Origin of the sequence: Streptomyces sp. MUSC 14, from assembly GCF_001866675.1 — a bacterium.
Classification (GTDB): domain Bacteria; phylum Actinomycetota; class Actinomycetes; order Streptomycetales; family Streptomycetaceae; genus Streptomyces.
Genome location: NZ_MLYN01000051.1, coordinates 57,069 through 72,578 on the forward strand (window position 1 = coordinate 57,069; position 15,510 = coordinate 72,578).

15 protein-coding genes and 1 tRNA gene are annotated in these 15,510 nt (G+C 72.8%); 6 read left to right on the forward strand and 10 right to left on the reverse strand.

The features are described 5' to 3' along the window. The first annotated feature begins 1 nt into the window (after position 1). Positions 2 to 988, forward strand: coding sequence for a PAC2 family protein (locus BIV25_RS31020; RefSeq protein ID WP_071375790.1), 987 nt, complete (start codon positions 2 to 4; stop codon positions 986 to 988). 76 nt (positions 989 to 1,064) lie between these two features. On the opposite strand, the gene mshC is transcribed toward BIV25_RS31020, so the two are convergent. The 4 genes from mshC to BIV25_RS31040 all read right to left on the reverse strand — a co-directional run bounded on the left by mshC (position 1,065) and on the right by BIV25_RS31040 (position 4,601). After that, positions 1,065 to 2,294 carry a cysteine--1-D-myo-inosityl 2-amino-2-deoxy-alpha-D-glucopyranoside ligase gene (mshC, locus tag BIV25_RS31025; RefSeq protein WP_071375913.1) on the reverse strand — a complete coding sequence of 410 codons (1,230 nt, stop codon included), beginning with the start codon at positions 2,292 to 2,294 and terminating at the stop codon, positions 1,065 to 1,067. A 93-nt stretch (positions 2,295 to 2,387) separates the two neighbouring features. Further along, on the reverse strand, positions 2,388 to 3,227 hold the full coding sequence (locus tag BIV25_RS31030; protein WP_071375791.1) for an SCO1664 family protein: 840 nt from the start codon (positions 3,225 to 3,227) through the stop codon (positions 2,388 to 2,390). Next, positions 3,191 to 3,781 carry a DUF3090 domain-containing protein gene (locus BIV25_RS31035; RefSeq protein ID WP_071375792.1) on the reverse strand — a complete coding sequence of 197 codons (591 nt, stop codon included), beginning with the start codon at positions 3,779 to 3,781 and terminating at the stop codon, positions 3,191 to 3,193. The genes BIV25_RS31030 and BIV25_RS31035 overlap by 37 nt, the downstream gene beginning before the upstream one ends. Before the next feature lie 109 nt (positions 3,782 to 3,890). Then, entirely contained in the window at positions 3,891 to 4,601 is a 711-nt protein-coding gene (locus tag BIV25_RS31040; RefSeq protein ID WP_071375793.1) for a histidine phosphatase family protein, read from the reverse strand. Between the two features lie 62 nt (positions 4,602 to 4,663). On the opposite strand from BIV25_RS31040, the gene corA reads away from it, so the two are divergent. Further along, positions 4,664 to 5,659 (forward strand): magnesium/cobalt transporter CorA, encoded by a 996-nt coding sequence (gene corA / locus BIV25_RS31045; protein ID WP_071375914.1) that lies wholly within the window; start codon positions 4,664 to 4,666, stop codon positions 5,657 to 5,659. Between the two features lie 12 nt (positions 5,660 to 5,671). Here the strand turns inward: corA and BIV25_RS31050 are convergent, their stop codons facing one another. Both BIV25_RS31050 and BIV25_RS31055 read right to left on the reverse strand, forming a co-directional pair. Next, positions 5,672 to 6,460 carry a ferritin-like domain-containing protein gene (locus tag BIV25_RS31050; RefSeq protein WP_071375794.1) on the reverse strand — a complete coding sequence of 263 codons (789 nt, stop codon included), beginning with the start codon at positions 6,458 to 6,460 and terminating at the stop codon, positions 5,672 to 5,674. A gap of 245 nt (positions 6,461 to 6,705) precedes the next feature. After that, a complete protein-coding gene (locus tag BIV25_RS31055; protein ID WP_071375795.1) occupies positions 6,706 to 7,761 on the reverse strand; it encodes an LLM class F420-dependent oxidoreductase in 1,056 nt (351 codons plus the stop codon). A gap of 187 nt (positions 7,762 to 7,948) precedes the next feature. Between BIV25_RS31055 and BIV25_RS31060 the strand changes: the two genes are divergently transcribed. Together BIV25_RS31060 and BIV25_RS31065 are read left to right on the forward strand one after the other, a co-directional pair. After that, positions 7,949 to 8,932, forward strand: coding sequence for an aldo/keto reductase (locus BIV25_RS31060; RefSeq protein ID WP_071375796.1), 984 nt, complete (start codon positions 7,949 to 7,951; stop codon positions 8,930 to 8,932). Then, positions 8,929 to 11,226 (forward strand): helix-hairpin-helix domain-containing protein, encoded by a 2,298-nt coding sequence (locus BIV25_RS31065; protein ID WP_071375797.1) that lies wholly within the window; start codon positions 8,929 to 8,931, stop codon positions 11,224 to 11,226. The genes BIV25_RS31060 and BIV25_RS31065 overlap by 4 nt, the downstream gene beginning before the upstream one ends. 62 nt (positions 11,227 to 11,288) lie before the next feature. Here BIV25_RS31065 and BIV25_RS31070 read toward each other — a convergent pair whose 3' ends face one another. Next, positions 11,289 to 11,987, reverse strand: a complete 699-nt coding sequence (locus BIV25_RS31070) for a hypothetical protein (protein WP_071375798.1) — start codon at positions 11,985 to 11,987, stop codon at positions 11,289 to 11,291. Between the two features lie 47 nt (positions 11,988 to 12,034). Between BIV25_RS31070 and BIV25_RS31075 the strand changes: the two genes are divergently transcribed. After that, positions 12,035 to 12,223 carry a DUF5703 family protein gene (locus BIV25_RS31075; RefSeq protein ID WP_067050609.1) on the forward strand — a complete coding sequence of 63 codons (189 nt, stop codon included), beginning with the start codon at positions 12,035 to 12,037 and terminating at the stop codon, positions 12,221 to 12,223. 132 nt (positions 12,224 to 12,355) lie between these two features. Here the strand turns inward: BIV25_RS31075 and BIV25_RS54105 are convergent, their stop codons facing one another. The 3 genes from BIV25_RS54105 to BIV25_RS31090 form a co-directional block, all read right to left on the reverse strand. Continuing rightward, a complete protein-coding gene (locus BIV25_RS54105) occupies positions 12,356 to 13,210 on the reverse strand; it encodes a chaplin (protein ID WP_071375799.1) in 855 nt (284 codons plus the stop codon). 118 nt (positions 13,211 to 13,328) lie between these two features. Beyond that, positions 13,329 to 13,562: a chaplin ChpH gene (gene chpH / locus BIV25_RS31085; RefSeq protein WP_071375800.1), complete on the reverse strand. Its 234-nt coding sequence runs from the start codon at positions 13,560 to 13,562 to the stop codon at positions 13,329 to 13,331. Between the two features lie 148 nt (positions 13,563 to 13,710). Continuing rightward, complete coding sequence (locus BIV25_RS31090) at positions 13,711 to 15,081, reverse strand: M20/M25/M40 family metallo-hydrolase (protein ID WP_071375801.1); 1,371 nt, start codon at positions 15,079 to 15,081, stop codon at positions 13,711 to 13,713. Between the two features lie 174 nt (positions 15,082 to 15,255). On the opposite strand from BIV25_RS31090, the gene BIV25_RS31095 reads away from it, so the two are divergent. After that, positions 15,256 to 15,343: transfer RNA gene (locus BIV25_RS31095), tRNA-Leu, on the forward strand. Positions 15,344 to 15,510 lie beyond the last annotated feature (167 nt).

The following is a 15,510-nucleotide window of genomic DNA, read 5'->3' on the forward strand; positions in this document are numbered from 1 at the left end:
GGTGATCGAGCTGGAGGGGGTTCCCGAGCTGATCGACCCAGTCATGGTGGCCGCGTTCGAGGGCTGGAACGATGCCGGTGACGCCGCCTCCACGGCGGTCGCGCATCTGGAACGCGAGTTCAAGGGCGAGGTGTTCGCGGCGCTGGACGCCGAGGACTACTACGACTTCCAGGTGAACCGCCCCACGGTCTTCATGGACGGCGGGGTGCGCAAGATCACATGGCCGACGACCAGGCTGTCGGTGGTCCGCGTCGGCGGCGACAAGCCGCGCGATCTCGTGCTGGTGCGCGGCATCGAGCCGTCCATGCGCTGGCGCTCGTTCTGCAACGAGCTGCTGGGCTTCGCGCACGAGCTGGGCGTGGAGCTGGTGGTCATCCTGGGCGCCCTGCTCGGTGACACCCCGCACACGCGTCCGGTGCCGGTCAGCGGGGTCACGTCCGATGCGGACCTGGCCCAGCGGATGGACCTGGAGGAGACCAAGTACGAGGGCCCGACGGGCATCGTCGGTGTGCTCCAGGAGGCGTGCACGCACGCGGGTGTCCCGGCGGTGTCGCTGTGGGCGGCCGTACCGCACTACGTCTCCCAGCCGCCCAACCCGAAGGCGACGCTGGCGCTGCTCAACCGGCTGGAGGACCTGCTGGACCTGCGCATCCCGCAGGGCGAGCTGCCCGAGGACGCGCGCGCCTGGCAGGTGGGCGTGGACCAGCTGGCGGCCGAGGACAGCGAGGTCGCCGAGTACGTGCAGACGCTGGAGGAGGCCCGGGACACCGCCGAGCTGCCGGAGGCGTCCGGCGAGGCGATCGCCCGCGAGTTCGAGCGGTACCTGCGGCGCCGGGACGTCAGCCCGCCGGGCGGCCACGCGACGGCGGACGGCACGGACACCGGCCCGTGGCTGCGGGACAACCCGGGCGGACGGACCCGGCCGCCCCTGCCGCCGAGGCCCGACGCCTCCGGCGGCCCGGACGACGACGAGGACTCCGAGGAGTGACCCAGGAGTGACGGAAGGGGCGGTACGCGCGCGCGTACCGCCCCTTCTCCGTTCCGCCGTACCGGAGCCGACGTGGCTAGACCGCCACGCCCAGCAGGGCGTCCACCGCCCGTGTCACCAGGCCGGGGGCACCCGTGTCGGCGCCGCCCTCCTGCTCCTGGCGCTCCGCCCAGCGGTCCACCGCGGCGAGCGCGGCCGGTGCGTCCAGATCGTGGGCCAGAGCCTCGCGGATCTCCTCGACCAGGGCGTCGGCACTGGGGCCGTCGGGGCGGGAGACGGCGGCGCGCCAGCGGCCCAGGCGGGCGACGGCGTCCGCCAGGACCTGGTCGGTCCACTCCCAGTCGGCGCGGTAGTGGTGGGCCAGCAGGGCCAGCCGGATCGCCGCCGGGTCGACGCCCTCGCGGCGCAGCGCCGAGACGAAGACCAGGTTGCCCTTGGACTTCGACATCTTCTCGCCGTGCAGCGCGACCATGCCGGCGTGGACGTACGCCTTGGCCATCGGGAACTCACCGGTGAGCACCTGGGCGTGCGAGGCGCCCATCTCGTGGTGCGGGAAGGCGAGATCGGAGCCGCCGCCCTGGACGTCGAAGCCCATCCCGAGGTGGTCGAGGGCGATGGCCACGCACTCGATGTGCCAGCCGGGCCTGCCCCGGCCGAGGGAGGCGCCGTCCCAGCTGGGCTCGCCCTCGCGGGCCGCCATCCACAGCATCGGGTCGAGCGGGTTCTTCTTGCCCGGGCGCTCCGGGTCGCCGCCGCGCTCGGCGGACAGCAGCCGCATCGCGGCCGCGTCGAGGTTCGAGACCTTGCCGAAGTTCGGGTCGGACTCGACGGAGAAGTAGATGTCGCCGTCCAGGTCGTAGGCCGCGCCGAGCTCGCGCAGCCGCTCCACGAGCGGGACGATGCCGGGTATCGCCTCGACGGCGCCTATGTAGTGCTGGGGCGGGAGCATCCGCAGGGCGGTCATGTCCTCGCGGAAGAGGGCCGTCTCCTTCTCGGCGAGGGCGACCCAGTCGATGTCGTCCCGCTCCGCGCGCTCCAGCAGCGGATCGTCGACATCGGTGACGTTCTGGACGTAGTGGACCTGCCGCTTGGTGTCGAGCCACACGCGCTGAACGAGGTCGAACGCGTTGTAGGTCGCCGCGTGACCCATGTGGGTCGCGTCGTACGGAGTGATGCCGCAGACGTAGATGCGGGCGACGGGACCGGGGTCGAGGGTGACCGGACCGCCGGTCGCGGTGTCGTGGATCCTCAGGTCGCGGCCCTGACCAGGCAGGGCGGGGACCTCGGAAGCGGGCCAGGCATGCATGTACATGAGCCTAACCGGCCACGAGCTGCGTATACGAACGGGATCGGGCCGGATGGCCCGTTAGACGGTCTTGAACATCCGCCGGCGTTGTGCTCACACGGGCGGCCACGGGATCGCCGGCCACTCCCCGCCCGGCTCCGGATGCACGCCCGAGGAGAGCAGTTCCTCGGTACGCGCGCGCGTGGCGTCGATCTCGGCCGGCGTGATCAGTGCGGCGAGCCGCTCGCCCAGCGGCCCGCCCAGGCCCTCCCGCAGGCCCGTCAGCACGTCGACGGCCTCCGCGGTCAGCGGCTCCCCCGCCCAGCCCCACAGCAGGGTGCGGAGCTTGTTCTCGACGTTGAAGGTGACACCGTGGTCGATGCCGTAGAGCCTGCCCTCGGCGGTGGGCAGCAGATGACCGCCCTTGCGGTCGGCGTTGTTGATCACTGCGTCGAGGACGGCGAGCCTGCGCAGCCGCTCGTCGTCGGCGTGCACGAGCAGCGCGGTGCGGCCCTCGCCGACCTCGGCCAGGCCGATCGCCTTCCAGCCCGGCTCCGGCTCCTCGGCGTCCACCAGGGCGAGCAGCTCCGCCTCGGCCTGGACGTCGATCCACAGCTGGCACATGCCCTCGCCGTACGGCCCCTCGCGCAGCACGGTCGGCGGGACGAGGCCCCAGCCGGTGGCCTCGGAGACCGCGTAGGAGGCCACCTCGCGGCCGGCCAGGGTGCCGTCGGGGAAGTCCCACAGCGGGCGCTCCCCGGCCACGGGCTTGTAGATGCAGGAGGCTTCCCGGCCGTCGTACGCGACCGTGCAGAACAGTGCGGCGTTCGACGCCTCGCGGATGCGGCCGCGTACGGTCAGCTCACCGCGCGCGAGCAGCTCCGCGGCGGCCGCGTCGGCGGTCGTGTCGACGGACGTCACGCTCCGCGGCGGTATCCGTTCTGGCGCGGACATACGTGTCCTTCCGGATCGAGCGGGAGGCTGCACAGCGGGCACGGCGGCCGCCCGGCGTTGACGACGTCGAGGGCACGCTTGGCGAAGGCCCTGGCCTGCGCGCCGGTCAGCCGGACCCGCAGCATCGGGGGCCCGTTCTCCTCGTCCTGGAGCAGTCGTTCCTCGGCCTCGGCGAGGTCCTCGTCGGTGTCGGCGTCCAGCTCCACGAGGGCCTGCGCCTCGACGATCATGCGCTGTTCCTCGCCGTCCCAGGCCAGCGCCATGGTGCCGACGCGGAACTCCTCGTCGACGGGGGTCTCCAGCGGGGCGGTGTCGGCGATCTCGGTGGGCGCCACGGCAGGGACGGCCGCGCTGCCGCCGCTGCGCCGCACGACCTCGTCGAGCAGTTCGTCCATGCGCTCGGCGAGCGCGGCCACCTGCGTCTTCTCCAGCGCCACGCTGGTCACCCGGGAACCTGCGACGGCCTGGAGGAAGAACGTACGGCGTCCGGGCAGTCCGACCGTGCCGGCGACGAAGCGGTCCGGCGGGTCGTAGAGGAACACCTGACGGGACACGTCCTGATCTCCATTGGGTTCGAGAGCTTCGGCGGTGCTGGCCACGCGGGTCACGCGACTGCGACGGATCCGAGTGCGGTGGATCGCTTCACCCTACTGCGGCCGACGATCACGGTGCGCCCGCACCACCCCCGAGCGGTGCGTCGCCCTCGCCGGTGCCCTCGTCCGGTGCGGCGCCCGGCTGTTCGCGCGGGGCGAGAGAGGCGAGGTCCCCGGTGTCGCCGAGCCGGATCAGGAACGGCCGCAGGCGGGTGAAGCGGATCGCGGTGACGGAACAGGGCTCCACGGAGATCCGCTGGAAGAGGTCGAGATGGAGCCCGAGGGCGTCGGCGACCAGGGACTTGATGATGTCGCCGTGCGAGCACATGAGATAGACGGCGTCGGCGCCGTGGTCGCGCTCCACGCGCGCGTTCCACTCGCGTACGGCCTCGGCGGCGCGGGTCTGCATGGCCCGCAGGGACTCGCCGCCCGGGAACGCGGCGGCCGACGGGTGGGCCTGGACGACCTCCATCAGCGGCTCGTCACTCAGCTCGGCGAGCTTGCGGCCGGACCAGTCGCCGTAGTGGCACTCCCCGATCCGTTCGTCGGTGTGGACGCGCAGTCCCGGGCGGGCCTCCAGCAGCGGGCGCACGGTCTCCTGGCAGCGCTGGAGCGGGCTGGCGACGACCTCCGAGATCGGCAGGCCCGCGAGCCGGGCCGGCAGCGCGGCGGCCTGCGCGGTGCCCCGCTCGTCCAGGGCGACGCCGGGCGTCCATCCGGCGAGCAGACCGGAGGTGTTGGCGGTGGACCGTCCGTGCCTTACGAGGATCAGGGTGGGCATGCGGCCCAGGGTAGGCGTATCAGCACGTGCGCCGCTGGGCGGACGAGGGGAGAATGCGCTCCGTGATCGTGGACTGCGCTGTCTACCGGCACGGGCTCCGCACCGAGGGCCCGGAGGACCTGTCCGACGCGCTGGACGAGGCGCGGGCGGCGGGCGGGTTCGTGTGGATCGGGCTGTACGAGCCGTCGGAGCGCGAGTTCGGCCTGGTCACGGAGGAGTTCGGGCTGCATCCCCTGGCGGTCGAGGACGCCCTCAAGGCGCATCAGCGGCCGAAGCTGGACGTGTACGCCGACTCGCTGTTCATGGTGCTGAAACCGGTCGTCTACGAGCCCGAGGGTGGCACCGTCGCGACCGGCGAGATCATGGTCTTCGTCGGCGACTCCTTCGTGGTGACCGTGCGCCACGGCACATGCTCGCCGCTGGCCGCCGTACGGCACCGGCTGGAGGACGAGCCGGAGCTGCTCGACAAGGGCCCTACCGCGGTGCTGTACGCGATCTCCGACGCGGTCGTCGACCACTATCTGGACGTGGCCGCGGAACTCCAGCGGGACCTGGAGGAGTTGGAGACGGAGGTGTTCCAGCCGGAGCGCGGCGGCTCGCGGCACACCGCGTCCCGGATCTACACCTTCAAGCGGCAGGTCCTGGAGTTCCGCCGGGCCACCGGCCCGCTGACGGTGCCGCTGACCCGGCTCGCCGGCACCGGTCCGTTCGGCGGCTCGGTGCCGTTCGTGCACGACAAGGCGCGGCCCTTCTTCCGCGACGTGGGCGACCATCTGCTGCGGGTGAACGAGTCCGTGGAGGCGCTGGACCGGCTGGTGTCCGACATCCTCTCGGCGCATCTGGCGCAGATGAGCGTCCGGCAGAACGACGACATGCGGAAGATCTCCGCGTGGGCGGCGATGGCCGCGGTGCCCACGATGATCGCCGGGATCTACGGCATGAACTTCGACCACATGCCGGAGCTGCACTGGCTGTGGTCCTACCCGGCGGTGATCCTGCTGATGGCCGCCCTGGAGGTGCTGCTGTACCGCCTGTTCAAACGGCGCGACTGGCTGTAGGCCGGGGGCGGCTCAGGCGAACTCGTGGGCCGGGGCGGCGGGCCCGCCGAGGGCGTCGCGGCGCTCGGGCATGCGCAGGGCCGTCAGCCGGTGCCAGCCGGCCAGGCGCTCGTAGCCGTACAGCGCGTGGATGGCGGCGGCGAGCAGCGCGGACCTGGCCCGGGGCCAGCCGAGGATGCGCCCCATGTGGGCCATGACGGCGAGGCTGACGTCCCGGTGGACGGCGATCTCGGCGAGCGCGCATGTGCGCAGGGTGCGCTGGATCAGCCGGCCGTGTCCGGCGGCGGCGAGGCGCAGCAGTTCCTCGTGGGTGTAGGCGAGGTGGTTGTCCTCGTCGGTGGAGATCACGCGTACGGCCCTGCCGACGTCCGGATCGTCGGCGAAGTACCGGCGGAGCATCGCCATCTGCTCGGCGGCGCGCTGCTCGGTGACCCGGCTGTGGGAGAGGTAGACGACGATGTCCCGCACGGACAGCGGCGCGTCGCGCCGGAGTCTGTCGTGCGCGAGGCCGATGCCGCGCCGTTCCAGGAGCATCGTGTAGTCGGTCTCGGGCGGTACGGCGACGGGGGTGAGCCCGCGCTTCCTCATCAGGGCGCGGAAGATCCGGCCGTGCTTGTTCTCGTCGGCGCCGTGGCGGGCGATCTTCGGGGCGAGCGCGCGTTCGCTGCGCGGGACGAGCGCGGCGATCCGCCCGTTCTCCCAGCCGCCCTGGGACTCCCCGCCTGCGGCGATGGAGCAGAACAGCCGGAAGGACTCGTCGTGGTCGAGGATCTCCTGGAACAGACTCCTGGCCGAAAGCATCGAGGTCACCTCTCCGCAAGATGCATGATTTCGCATCATCCGCGACATTTCGCAGAGCACGAGTCAAATGCGGGCGGAGAGGAGCCGCAACACGGATGCCGGGCGACTGGTCCGGAAGAAGGAACGCCGGGGTCGTAACCGCGCGGCGCCCGGCGCGTTGTTCCCGGTGACGGCCGTGGCGGGGAAGACCCCCGAGCCCCCACCACGGCCGCAGAAACCTTTATTGAGACCTTCGGCCGCGGCCGTCAGGCGAGCCCGGCGCGCCCCAGCGCCTCGCTGCCGGCCCGCAGGGAGGCGAGCCGCTCCTCCAGCGTGAAGCCCGCGGGGTTGAGGCTGAGGGTGGTGACCCCGGCCTCGGCGTAGGCCTTCATCCGGTCCGCGATCCGGTCGACGGAGCCCAGCAGCGTCGTCTTGTCGATGAGGTCGTGCGGCACGGCGGCCGCGGCACCGGCCTTGTCCCCGGACAGGTACTTCTCCTGGATCTCGGCGGCCTCCTTCTCGTATCCCATGCGCCGCGCGAGCTGGTTGTAGAAGTTCTGCTTGGCGCTGCCCATGCCGCCCACGTACAGGGCGGTGTAGGGGCGGAACGCGTCGGCGAGCCCGGCCACGTCCTTGTCGTCGCCGACGGACAGCGGCAGGGTCGGGCACACGTCGAACCCGTCGAGGGTCTTGCCGGCCTTCTCGCGCCCCGCGCGCAGGTGCGTGATCGTGGTCTCCTCCAGGTGCTCGGCGGAGGGGAAGATCAGCAGGGCGCCGTCGGCGATCTCGCCGGTCTGCTCCAGGTTCTTCGGGCCGATCGCGGCGATGTACAGCGGGATGTGCTCGCGCTGCGGATGCACGGTCAGCCTGATCGGCTTGCCCGGGCCGCCGGGCAGCGGCAGCGTCCAGTGCTCGCCCTCGTACGTCAGCCGCTCCCGGGTCATCGCCTTGCGCACGATCTCGACGTACTCACGCGTGCGTGCCAGGGGCTTGTCGAACGTGACGCCGTACCAGCCCTCGGAGACCTGCGGGCCGGAGACGCCGAGGCCGAGCCGGAAGCGCCCGCCGGAGAGCGAGTCGAGCGTCGCGGCGGTCATCGCGGTCATCGCGGGCTGCCGGGCCGGGATCTGGAAGATGGCCGAGCCGACGTCGATGCGCTCGGTCTGCGCGGCGACCCAGCTGAGCACCGTGGCCGCGTCGGACCCGTACGCCTCGGCGGCCCAGCACACGGCGTACCCCAGCCGGTCGGCCTCCTGGGCCACGGCCAGATTGTCCCCGTCCATCCCGGCACCCCAGTAGCCGAGGTTGATCCCGAGTTGCATGGCCCACTCCCCTTACCCGTGAGTAACGTCTCTGTGGGGGCGACCTTAGCGCGGGGGCGTGGGTCCGAGGCAGGGCGCGGCCGGGACCGGGGCCGGGATCACCGTTCCCGGGGGATCTCCGGCGCCCGTCCGCCGAGTTATCCACAGGCCACCCACCGCATGGGTTCTGGCCAGTAATCTCGCGGTCATGGAGCAGAGGCATCTCGGCCGTACCGGCCTGCGCGTGTCCCGGATCGGACTCGGCACCCTCACCTGGGGCCGGGACACCGACCAGCACGACGCCGCGGACTTGCTGAAGACGTTCTGGGAAGCCGGCGGCACGCTCGTCGACACCGCGGACGTGTACGGCGGCGGGGAGTCGGAGTATCTGCTCGGACAGCTGATGGAGGGTCTGGTGCCGCGCCGGGACCTCGTGATCTCCACGAAGGCGGGCAGCGTCCCCGATCCCGACCGCCGCTTCGACGGCTCCCGCGGTCATCTGCTCGCCGCCCTCGACGCTTCCCTGGCCCGCCTCGGCACGGACTACGTCGACCTGTGGCACGTGCACGCCTTCGACCCCGGCACCCCTCTGGAGGAGACGCTCCAGGCCCTCGACATAGCGGTGAGCAGCGGCCGTGCCCGCTACGCCGGCGTCTCCAACTTCTGCGGCTGGCAGCTCGCCAAGGCCGCCACCTGGCAGCTCGCGGCGCCGGGCATCCGGACCCGGCTGGCCAGCACGCAGATGGAGTACTCGCTGCTCCAGCGGGGCGTCGAGCGCGAGGTGCTGCCCGCCGCGCGCGACCTAGGCGTGGGCCTGCTGCCCTCCTCCCCGCTCGGCCGGGGCGTGCTGACCGGAAAGTACCGGCAGACCACTCCGCCGGACTCGCGCGGCGCCTCCGAGCATCTGGCGCCCTTCGTCGAGCCGTACCTCGACGACACGGCGAGGCACATCGTGGACGCGGTGACGACGGCCGCCGACGGCCTCGCCGTCACCCCGCTCCAGGTGGCCCTGGCCTGGGTCCGGGACCGGCCCGGCGTGGCCGCCCCGATCGTCGGCGCGCGCAACGCGCAGCAGCTCACGGCCGCATTGTCAGTGGAGGCGCTTAGTCTTCCTGACGAGATCTGCCGGGCGCTGGACGACGTGTCGGCGCCGCTGCACCGCTATCCCGATCACGACTGGAGCACGCTGTGAGCACGGAGCCGGAGACCACGGAGAAAGCCGGGCCGGGGACACCGGACACCCCTGAGGCCCCGCCCACGGAGAGCCGTGCGCAGGACGGCGGCGTGGACGAGACCGAGGCCGGGGACGGGAGCGACGGCGCGAGCGAGGCCGGGACCGACGCCGAGGACGGTGCGAGCGCCGGCGTCGCCGAAGACGACAGCGGCTCGGGCGGGGGTGGCGGGGCCGGGGCCCAGGTGTCCGAGGCGGAGGCCGAGTTGGCCGCGCAGCGGGTCGAGCGGGAGCGGATCGCGCGGCGCAAGGCCGAGAAGTCGGGCCCGATCGAGAGCGGTGCCAAGCTCAGCGGTACGGCGGCCGACCTGCTCGCCGCGGTCCGGGCGGTGGAGGGCGGCGCGAAACCGGCGGCCACGGTGTTCGCCGAGCCCGCACCGGCCCCCCGCCGCCCGGCCCCGGAGCCGGCGCGCCGGCCGCAGCCCGCACCGGCCCCGGCCGACGCACCCGGCGCGCCCGGCATGCCCGCGGCGGAGGCCGTCGAGGCCGTCCGGCGGGTGCTGACCGAGGGCGGGGCCCCCGAGGCTCTGGCGCCCCGGATCGCGGCGGCGCTCGGCGAGGGCGCGGACGCCGCACTGCGCGAGGACCCCTGGCAGTTGCTGCGGATCGGCGGTGTCCGGCCGGAGCAGGCCGACGGCTTCGCGCGGGCCCTGCTCGGCGCCGCCTGCGGACCCGACGACGAGCGACGGGGCCGCGCGGTGACCGTCTGGCTGCTGGAGCAGGCCGCCCTCGCCGGGCACACCGCGCTGGAGCTGTCCACGCTCGGCACGGCGCTGGGCCGGCAGGGCGTGCCCGACCCGGACGCGGCGGTGCAGAGCACACTCGCCGAGGCCGAGGCCCTGGCCTTCCAGGACGCCCTGGAGGACACCCCCGGCGCGGCGCCCCGAGCGGCGGACGAGCGTGACGGCGAGGGCGAGGAAGGCGAGGAAGGCGAGGAAGGCGAGGAGGAGCGGCCGGTCCGTGTCCTCGTCGGTCTGGAGCGCTACGCCCTGGCCGAGGAGAGCCTCGCCGACGGCCTCGCGAGACTCGTCAACTCCCTGTCGAAGGAAACCGAGGAGCCCTGGCGGGCGGCGGCCGACGCGGCCCGCGGCGGTGCGGCCGAGCTGGCTCGCGCGCTCGCCGGGCACGGCCTGGTGCTGCACACCGGCGGGGAGTCGGCCCGAGCCGAACCGGCCGCGCTGCTCGACGCCGCCCGCACCGCCGGCCTGCGGGCCTTCGCCGTCTGCCACACGGCCGACGGCAGCCGTCGCCTGGCCGCGCTGCCGGGCCCGCTGGCGAGCGGGGACGCGGCGGAGCGCGGTGTGGGTACGGTGGCCGGGCTGCTGTCCGGTGCCGAGGGCCCGGGCCGGGACGCGGACGGCGCACTGGAGCTGGACCTGCTGATCGTGCTCGACGCCCCGCAGCTCGACGTGGAGAGCGCCGCGATGCTCGTGGAGTCGCTGCCGGACGAGGCCCGGCTGGTGCTCAGCGGTGACCCGGCGGTGCTGTGGTCGGCCGGTCCGGGCCGGGTCTTCGCGGACCTGCTGGCCGCCCGTGCCTGCCCGCAGGTCGCCTCCCGCGTGCCCGACCCCGGCCCGATCGGCGAGCTGGTCTCCGGCATCGGAATCGGCGAGCTGAACCAGGTCGACGCCCCCGGCAAGGAGATCGTCATCGTCCCGGTGCGGGACGCGGGCGAGGCCGTGCACCGCACGGTCCAGCTGGTCGCGGACTCGGTACCGCGGGCGATCGGCGTCCCGGCCGACCAGACCGTGGTGATCACCCCGGGACACGGCGGCGCGGCCGGCACCCGCGCGCTCAACGCCGCCCTGAAGGAGCGCCTCAACCCCGGCCCGGGCCGCTTCGGCGGCTTCGACCCCGGCGACCGGATCGCCTACACCCCCGCCCCGGGTCGTACGGTGCCGGGCGTGGTGGTGACGGCCGACGCCGACGGACTGCACCTGTCCTGTGCGGGCACCCCCGTGGTCGTCCCGCGCGAGCGGGTGGAGGGGGCCGTACGGCACGGCTGGGCGCTGACCGCGCATCAGGCGGTCGGGGCCCGCTGGCCGGCGGCGGTCGTGGTGCTGCCCGGCGACGCGGCGCAGACGCTCAGCAGACCGTGGGTGTATACGGCGTTCTGCCGGGCCGAGCGGCATCTGTCCGTGGTCCACGGGGTGGAGCAGGCCCTGCCGCAGGCGGTCGCGCAGACGCCGGCCAGACCCCGCACGACCCGCCTGCAGACGCTGCTGCGCACGCAGGTGCCGTCGGCGGCCGGCTGACCCCCGGCAGATCCCGGTGGTGCCGCGGCGGCCTCAGGCCGGCCCGGCACCACCGGCGGACGTCATCGTCTGACGCCCTCGACCTCGTCGTCGTCCGCCGCCGCGTCCGCGTCCGTGTCGTCGACGAACTCGAGATCCTCGTCGTCGGCGTCCTCGTCGTCGAACACCGCGCTCACGTCGAACCGGCACACCACCCCTTGCGGGTCGATGTGCTCGAACGGCGTCTCCAGCCACTCGCCGGGTTCCGCGGGCTCCTCCGCCGCGGTGACCCAGAGCGTGGAGTCGCCTTCCTCCAGGCCGAACTCCTTGTGCCGGGAGGCGATCTCGTCCGGTTCGAACTCACCGAAGAGGACGCCCAGTGCGCCGGGGACCGTGCCGGCGGCGCCGTCGGCCGGGCCGCCGGACTCGTCGTACTCCGCCGCCTCGACCCGCTGGGCCTGCGCGAGCAGCCGCTGGGGTTCCGCGACGGCGTAGTCGCGGCGGATCAGCACGCTGATCGCGTTGGGTTCCTCGGGGCCCGCGTACGGCGGCAGCTCCTCCGCACCGGGGATCTCGAAGGGTGTGACCTCGTCGTAGCGGTCGTAGAGCAGCTCGTCGTACACCTCGGCGGCCGCGGCGAGCTGGTTGAACGCCTCGGAGACGGCCGGGTCGTCCTCCCCCGACCTGCGTTCGACCGCCGCCAGATGACGGTCGAGCGCGGTCTTGACCGCCTCGGCGGCGGCACGTACCTCGGCAGCGGTGGGCTGCGCAGCATCAGACATAGTGCAGACGCTATCCGTACCGGACCCCAGCCCGCACAATAGATGCGATGCCGGAATACGAATTTGTCGACGTGTACGTACCTCGCGGGGTCTCCCGCAAGGAAGCCACACGTCTGCTGACGGACCATGCCGAGTACGGACACTGGGAGTTGGACCGACTGAGCCTGATGCGCGACGGCAGCCGCAAGGTGCGGTTGCGCCGGCGGATCATCCGCCAGGTGCGCGCCACGTGGTGAGGCCGGACATCTGAACGGAACGGGCCCGGCCGGCATGGCAGGGCCCGCTCCGTTTTCCCGCGCCGTACGGCCCACAGTGCCGTACGCCCTTGTCCTCAACCGGCGTTGACCGCTGCGGGCCCGCGCCGACCGCTAGACGGAGGCGCGTGCCTTGCGGTACAGCACCGTGCCCGCGAGCAGCGCGCCCGCACCGGCCGGCAGCGTGAGGCCGAGCGGCACGTCACTGCCGGTGTGCGCCAGCTCACCGGTGGTGGGGAGCTGTGCGCCCCGGCCGCCCTGCGCCCCGGCCTGCGAGGCCCCGTGCGGCCCGTGCGACTGCTGCGTCCCCTGAGGCCCGTGGGGCGTGTGACCCCCCGGACCGGGCGGGGTCGTCGGACCTCCCGGATGAGTCGGCTTACCCGGGTGGTGCGGGGTGCCGGGGTGTCCGGGGTGCCCCGGGTGACCGGGATGGCCCGGCTGTCCGGGGTGACCGGGGTGTCCCGGATGGCCCGGCGGGTTGCCGTGCCCACCCCCGGGCGGTTGGGTCGGGTGACCGCCGCCGCCGTTGGCACAGTCGTTGCCCGTGGCGGTGTTGCCCACGCCGATGACGTTCACGCTGTTTCCGCAGACGTTCACCGGGACGTCGATCGGCACCTGCACGGTGTTGCCGGAGCCGACACCGGGCGAGCCGCCGGTGCGGCCGCCCGCGTGCGAGCCCCCCGAACCGCCGGAGCCGCTCGTACCGCCGTGGCCCCCGGACGTACCGCCGTGGTTGGCGCACGAGTTGCCCATGGACGGGTTGAGCAGTCCGACCACGTTCACGGTGTTGCCGCACACGTTCACCGGTGCGTGCACCGGCACCTGCACGGTGTTGCCGGACAGTACGCCCGGCGAGCCGGCCGCGGCGCCCGCGGCGCCGGAGTCCGCGTGGGCGTAGCCGCTCGCGGCGGCGATCACCCCGGTCGCGGCGGCCAATGTCATCAGGCCTTTGCGCGTGCCTTGTCGCATGCTGATTCCCCCCTGCCTTCGCTTCACTTCGGAACGAAAAGGCCAGTCGGCCCCGGAGCGCATGGGGCGCGCTCCGAGGCCGACGGCTTGTCGCGCACGCCCCCTCAGGGAGCGTGCGTCACTTGTTCAGGCAGGTGTTGCCGAAGGCGGGGTTCAGGAGCCCGATCACGTTGATCGTGTTGCCGCACACGTTCACCGGGACGTGGATGGGCGCCTGGACGACGTTGCCGGAGACGACACCCGGGGAGTGCACGGCGGCACCCTGAGCACCGGAGTCGGCGACAGCCAGGCCCGCGCCCGCGAGAACCAGCCCACCGGTGGCAGCCGCAGCAGCGACGACCTTCTTGATCATTACTTCCTCCTCATTGGCAATGCGATCCCAAGATGCGGGGATCACATGAGCTGTAACGAGGAGGAAGTAATGGAGCTACGAGCTTATGGTCGCATTCACCCTTCTCAGTCGGTGTCGTACGCGCGCCCGATTACTCCAGGGCAAGGCTTCACGACGCGTCGATGAACCGGTCCAGCACCCGCACACCGAACTGCAGGCCGTCCACCGGCACCCGCTCGTCCACGCCGTGGAACATGCCGGCGAAGTCCAGCTCCGGCGGCAGCTTCAGCGGGGCGAAGCCGAAGCCGCGGATGCCGAGGTCGTCGAAGGACTTGGCGTCGGTGCCGCCGGAGAGCATGTAGGGGATGGCCTTGGCGGTGGGGTCCTCGGCGAGCAGCGACGACTGCATGGCTTCCACCAGCGCGCCGTCGAAGCCGGTCTCGACGGCCTTGTCGGCGTGCACGTCCTCGCGCCGGACGTGCGGGCCGAGCAGCCGGTCGAGGTCGCCGAGGAACTCCTCCTCGTAGCCGGGCAGGAACCGTCCGTCGATGTGCGCGGTGGCCTCGCCGGGGATGACGTTGACCTTGTAACCGGCGTTCAGCTGCGTGGGGTTGGCCGTGTTGCTGAGGGTGGCGCCGATCAGCTTGGCGATGCCGCCGAGCCTGGCGAGGGTGGCCTCCATGTCCTCCGGGTCCAGCTCGGTGCCGAGCGCGTCGCCCAGCTCGTCGAGGAAGGCCCGGGTGGTCTTGGTGACCCGCACCGGGAACGTGTGCCGGCCGACCCGGGCCACGGCCTCGGACAGCTCGGTGATGGCGTTGTCCCGGTGGATCATCGAGCCGTGCCCGGCGGTGCCGGCCACGGTCAGCTTCATCCAGTGCATACCCTTCTCGGCCGTCTGGATCAGATAGAGCCGCCGCCGCTCGTTCACGGTGAAGGAGAAGCCGCCGACCTCGCTGATGGCCTCGGTGACGCCCTCGAACAGCTCGGGGTGGTGGTCGACGAGGTACCGGGCGCCGTACGTACCGCCCGCCTCCTCGTCCGCGAGGAACGCGACGACGATGTCGCGCGGCGGGCGGCGCCCGCTCCTGAGCCGGTCGCGGACGACCGCCAGGGTCATGGCGTCCATGTCCTTCATGTCGACGGCCCCGCGCCCCCACACGCAGCCGTCGGCGACCTCGCCCGAGAACGGATGGTGGGTCCAGTCGCCGGCGTTGGCCGGTACGACGTCGAGGTGGCCGTGGATCAGCAGCGCCGGCCGCGACGGGTCCTCGCCCTCGATCCGGGCGACCGTGGAGGCGCGTCCCGGGTGCGACTCGTAGATCTTCGGCTCCAGCCCGACCTCGGTCAGCTTCTCGGCGACCCACTCGGCGGACGCCCGCTCACCGGGGCCCGAGTGGTCGCCGTAGTTGCTGGTGTCGAACCGGATCAGCTCGCGGCAGAGGTCCACGACCTCGTCCTCGCCGGTGACGCTCCTGGCCGTGTCCGTCTCCGTCTCGCTCACGCGCTTCCTCCCGCTGTCACTGCTGGTGGGTCCCCTCATCCTCTCTCCGGCCCCGCCCCCGGCCCAAGACGGGGCACGGCCCGACATACGCCGTTCATGCGGCACGGCCCCGGGAACGGGGGGTGATCAGCCATCCCCGAAAGCCTGGTAATGTTTCCTTCGTCGCCGCGAGGGAAACCCCGCCAAAAGGGTCCAGCGCACGACAGACACCTTGTCCGGGTGGCGGAATGGCAGACGCGCTAGCTTGAGGTGCTAGTGCCCTTTATCGGGCGTGGGGGTTCAAGTCCCCCCTCGGACACCACAGTGAGGGCCCCTGTCGATCAGGGGCCCTTTCGCATGCCCCCGAACCGGTCCGCGCACCGGTCGGCGCCCCAACTGCCCCTGGTTGTCCGCTCCTTGGCGGTGTGTGGGACATGTCTCGTACGGCGCGAGGATGCCCAGCTCAGCGCCCTCGGACCGGCTTCGTCG

Excerpts from the sequence above, each read along its gene's own strand:
- mshC (WP_071375913.1), bottom strand. The coding sequence starts at position 2,294 with ATGCATGCCTGGCCCGCTTCCGAGGTCCCCGCCCTGCCTGGTCAGGGC.
- BIV25_RS31030 (WP_071375791.1), bottom strand. The coding sequence starts at position 3,227 with ATGTCCGCGCCAGAACGGATACCGCCGCGGAGCGTGACGTCCGTCGAC.
- BIV25_RS31040 (WP_071375793.1), bottom strand. The coding sequence starts at position 4,601 with ATGCCCACCCTGATCCTCGTAAGGCACGGACGGTCCACCGCCAACACC.
- BIV25_RS31050 (WP_071375794.1), bottom strand. The coding sequence starts at position 6,460 with ATGCTTTCGGCCAGGAGTCTGTTCCAGGAGATCCTCGACCACGACGAG.
- BIV25_RS31055 (WP_071375795.1), bottom strand. The coding sequence starts at position 7,761 with ATGCAACTCGGGATCAACCTCGGCTACTGGGGTGCCGGGATGGACGGG.
- BIV25_RS31060 (WP_071375796.1), top strand. The coding sequence starts at position 7,949 with ATGGAGCAGAGGCATCTCGGCCGTACCGGCCTGCGCGTGTCCCGGATC.
- BIV25_RS31070 (WP_071375798.1), bottom strand. The coding sequence starts at position 11,987 with ATGTCTGATGCTGCGCAGCCCACCGCTGCCGAGGTACGTGCCGCCGCC.
- BIV25_RS31075 (WP_067050609.1), top strand. The coding sequence starts at position 12,035 with ATGCCGGAATACGAATTTGTCGACGTGTACGTACCTCGCGGGGTCTCC.
- BIV25_RS54105 (WP_071375799.1), bottom strand. The coding sequence starts at position 13,210 with ATGCGACAAGGCACGCGCAAAGGCCTGATGACATTGGCCGCCGCGACC.
- chpH (WP_071375800.1), bottom strand. The coding sequence starts at position 13,562 with ATGATCAAGAAGGTCGTCGCTGCTGCGGCTGCCACCGGTGGGCTGGTT.
- BIV25_RS31090 (WP_071375801.1), bottom strand. The coding sequence starts at position 15,081 with ATGAGGGGACCCACCAGCAGTGACAGCGGGAGGAAGCGCGTGAGCGAG.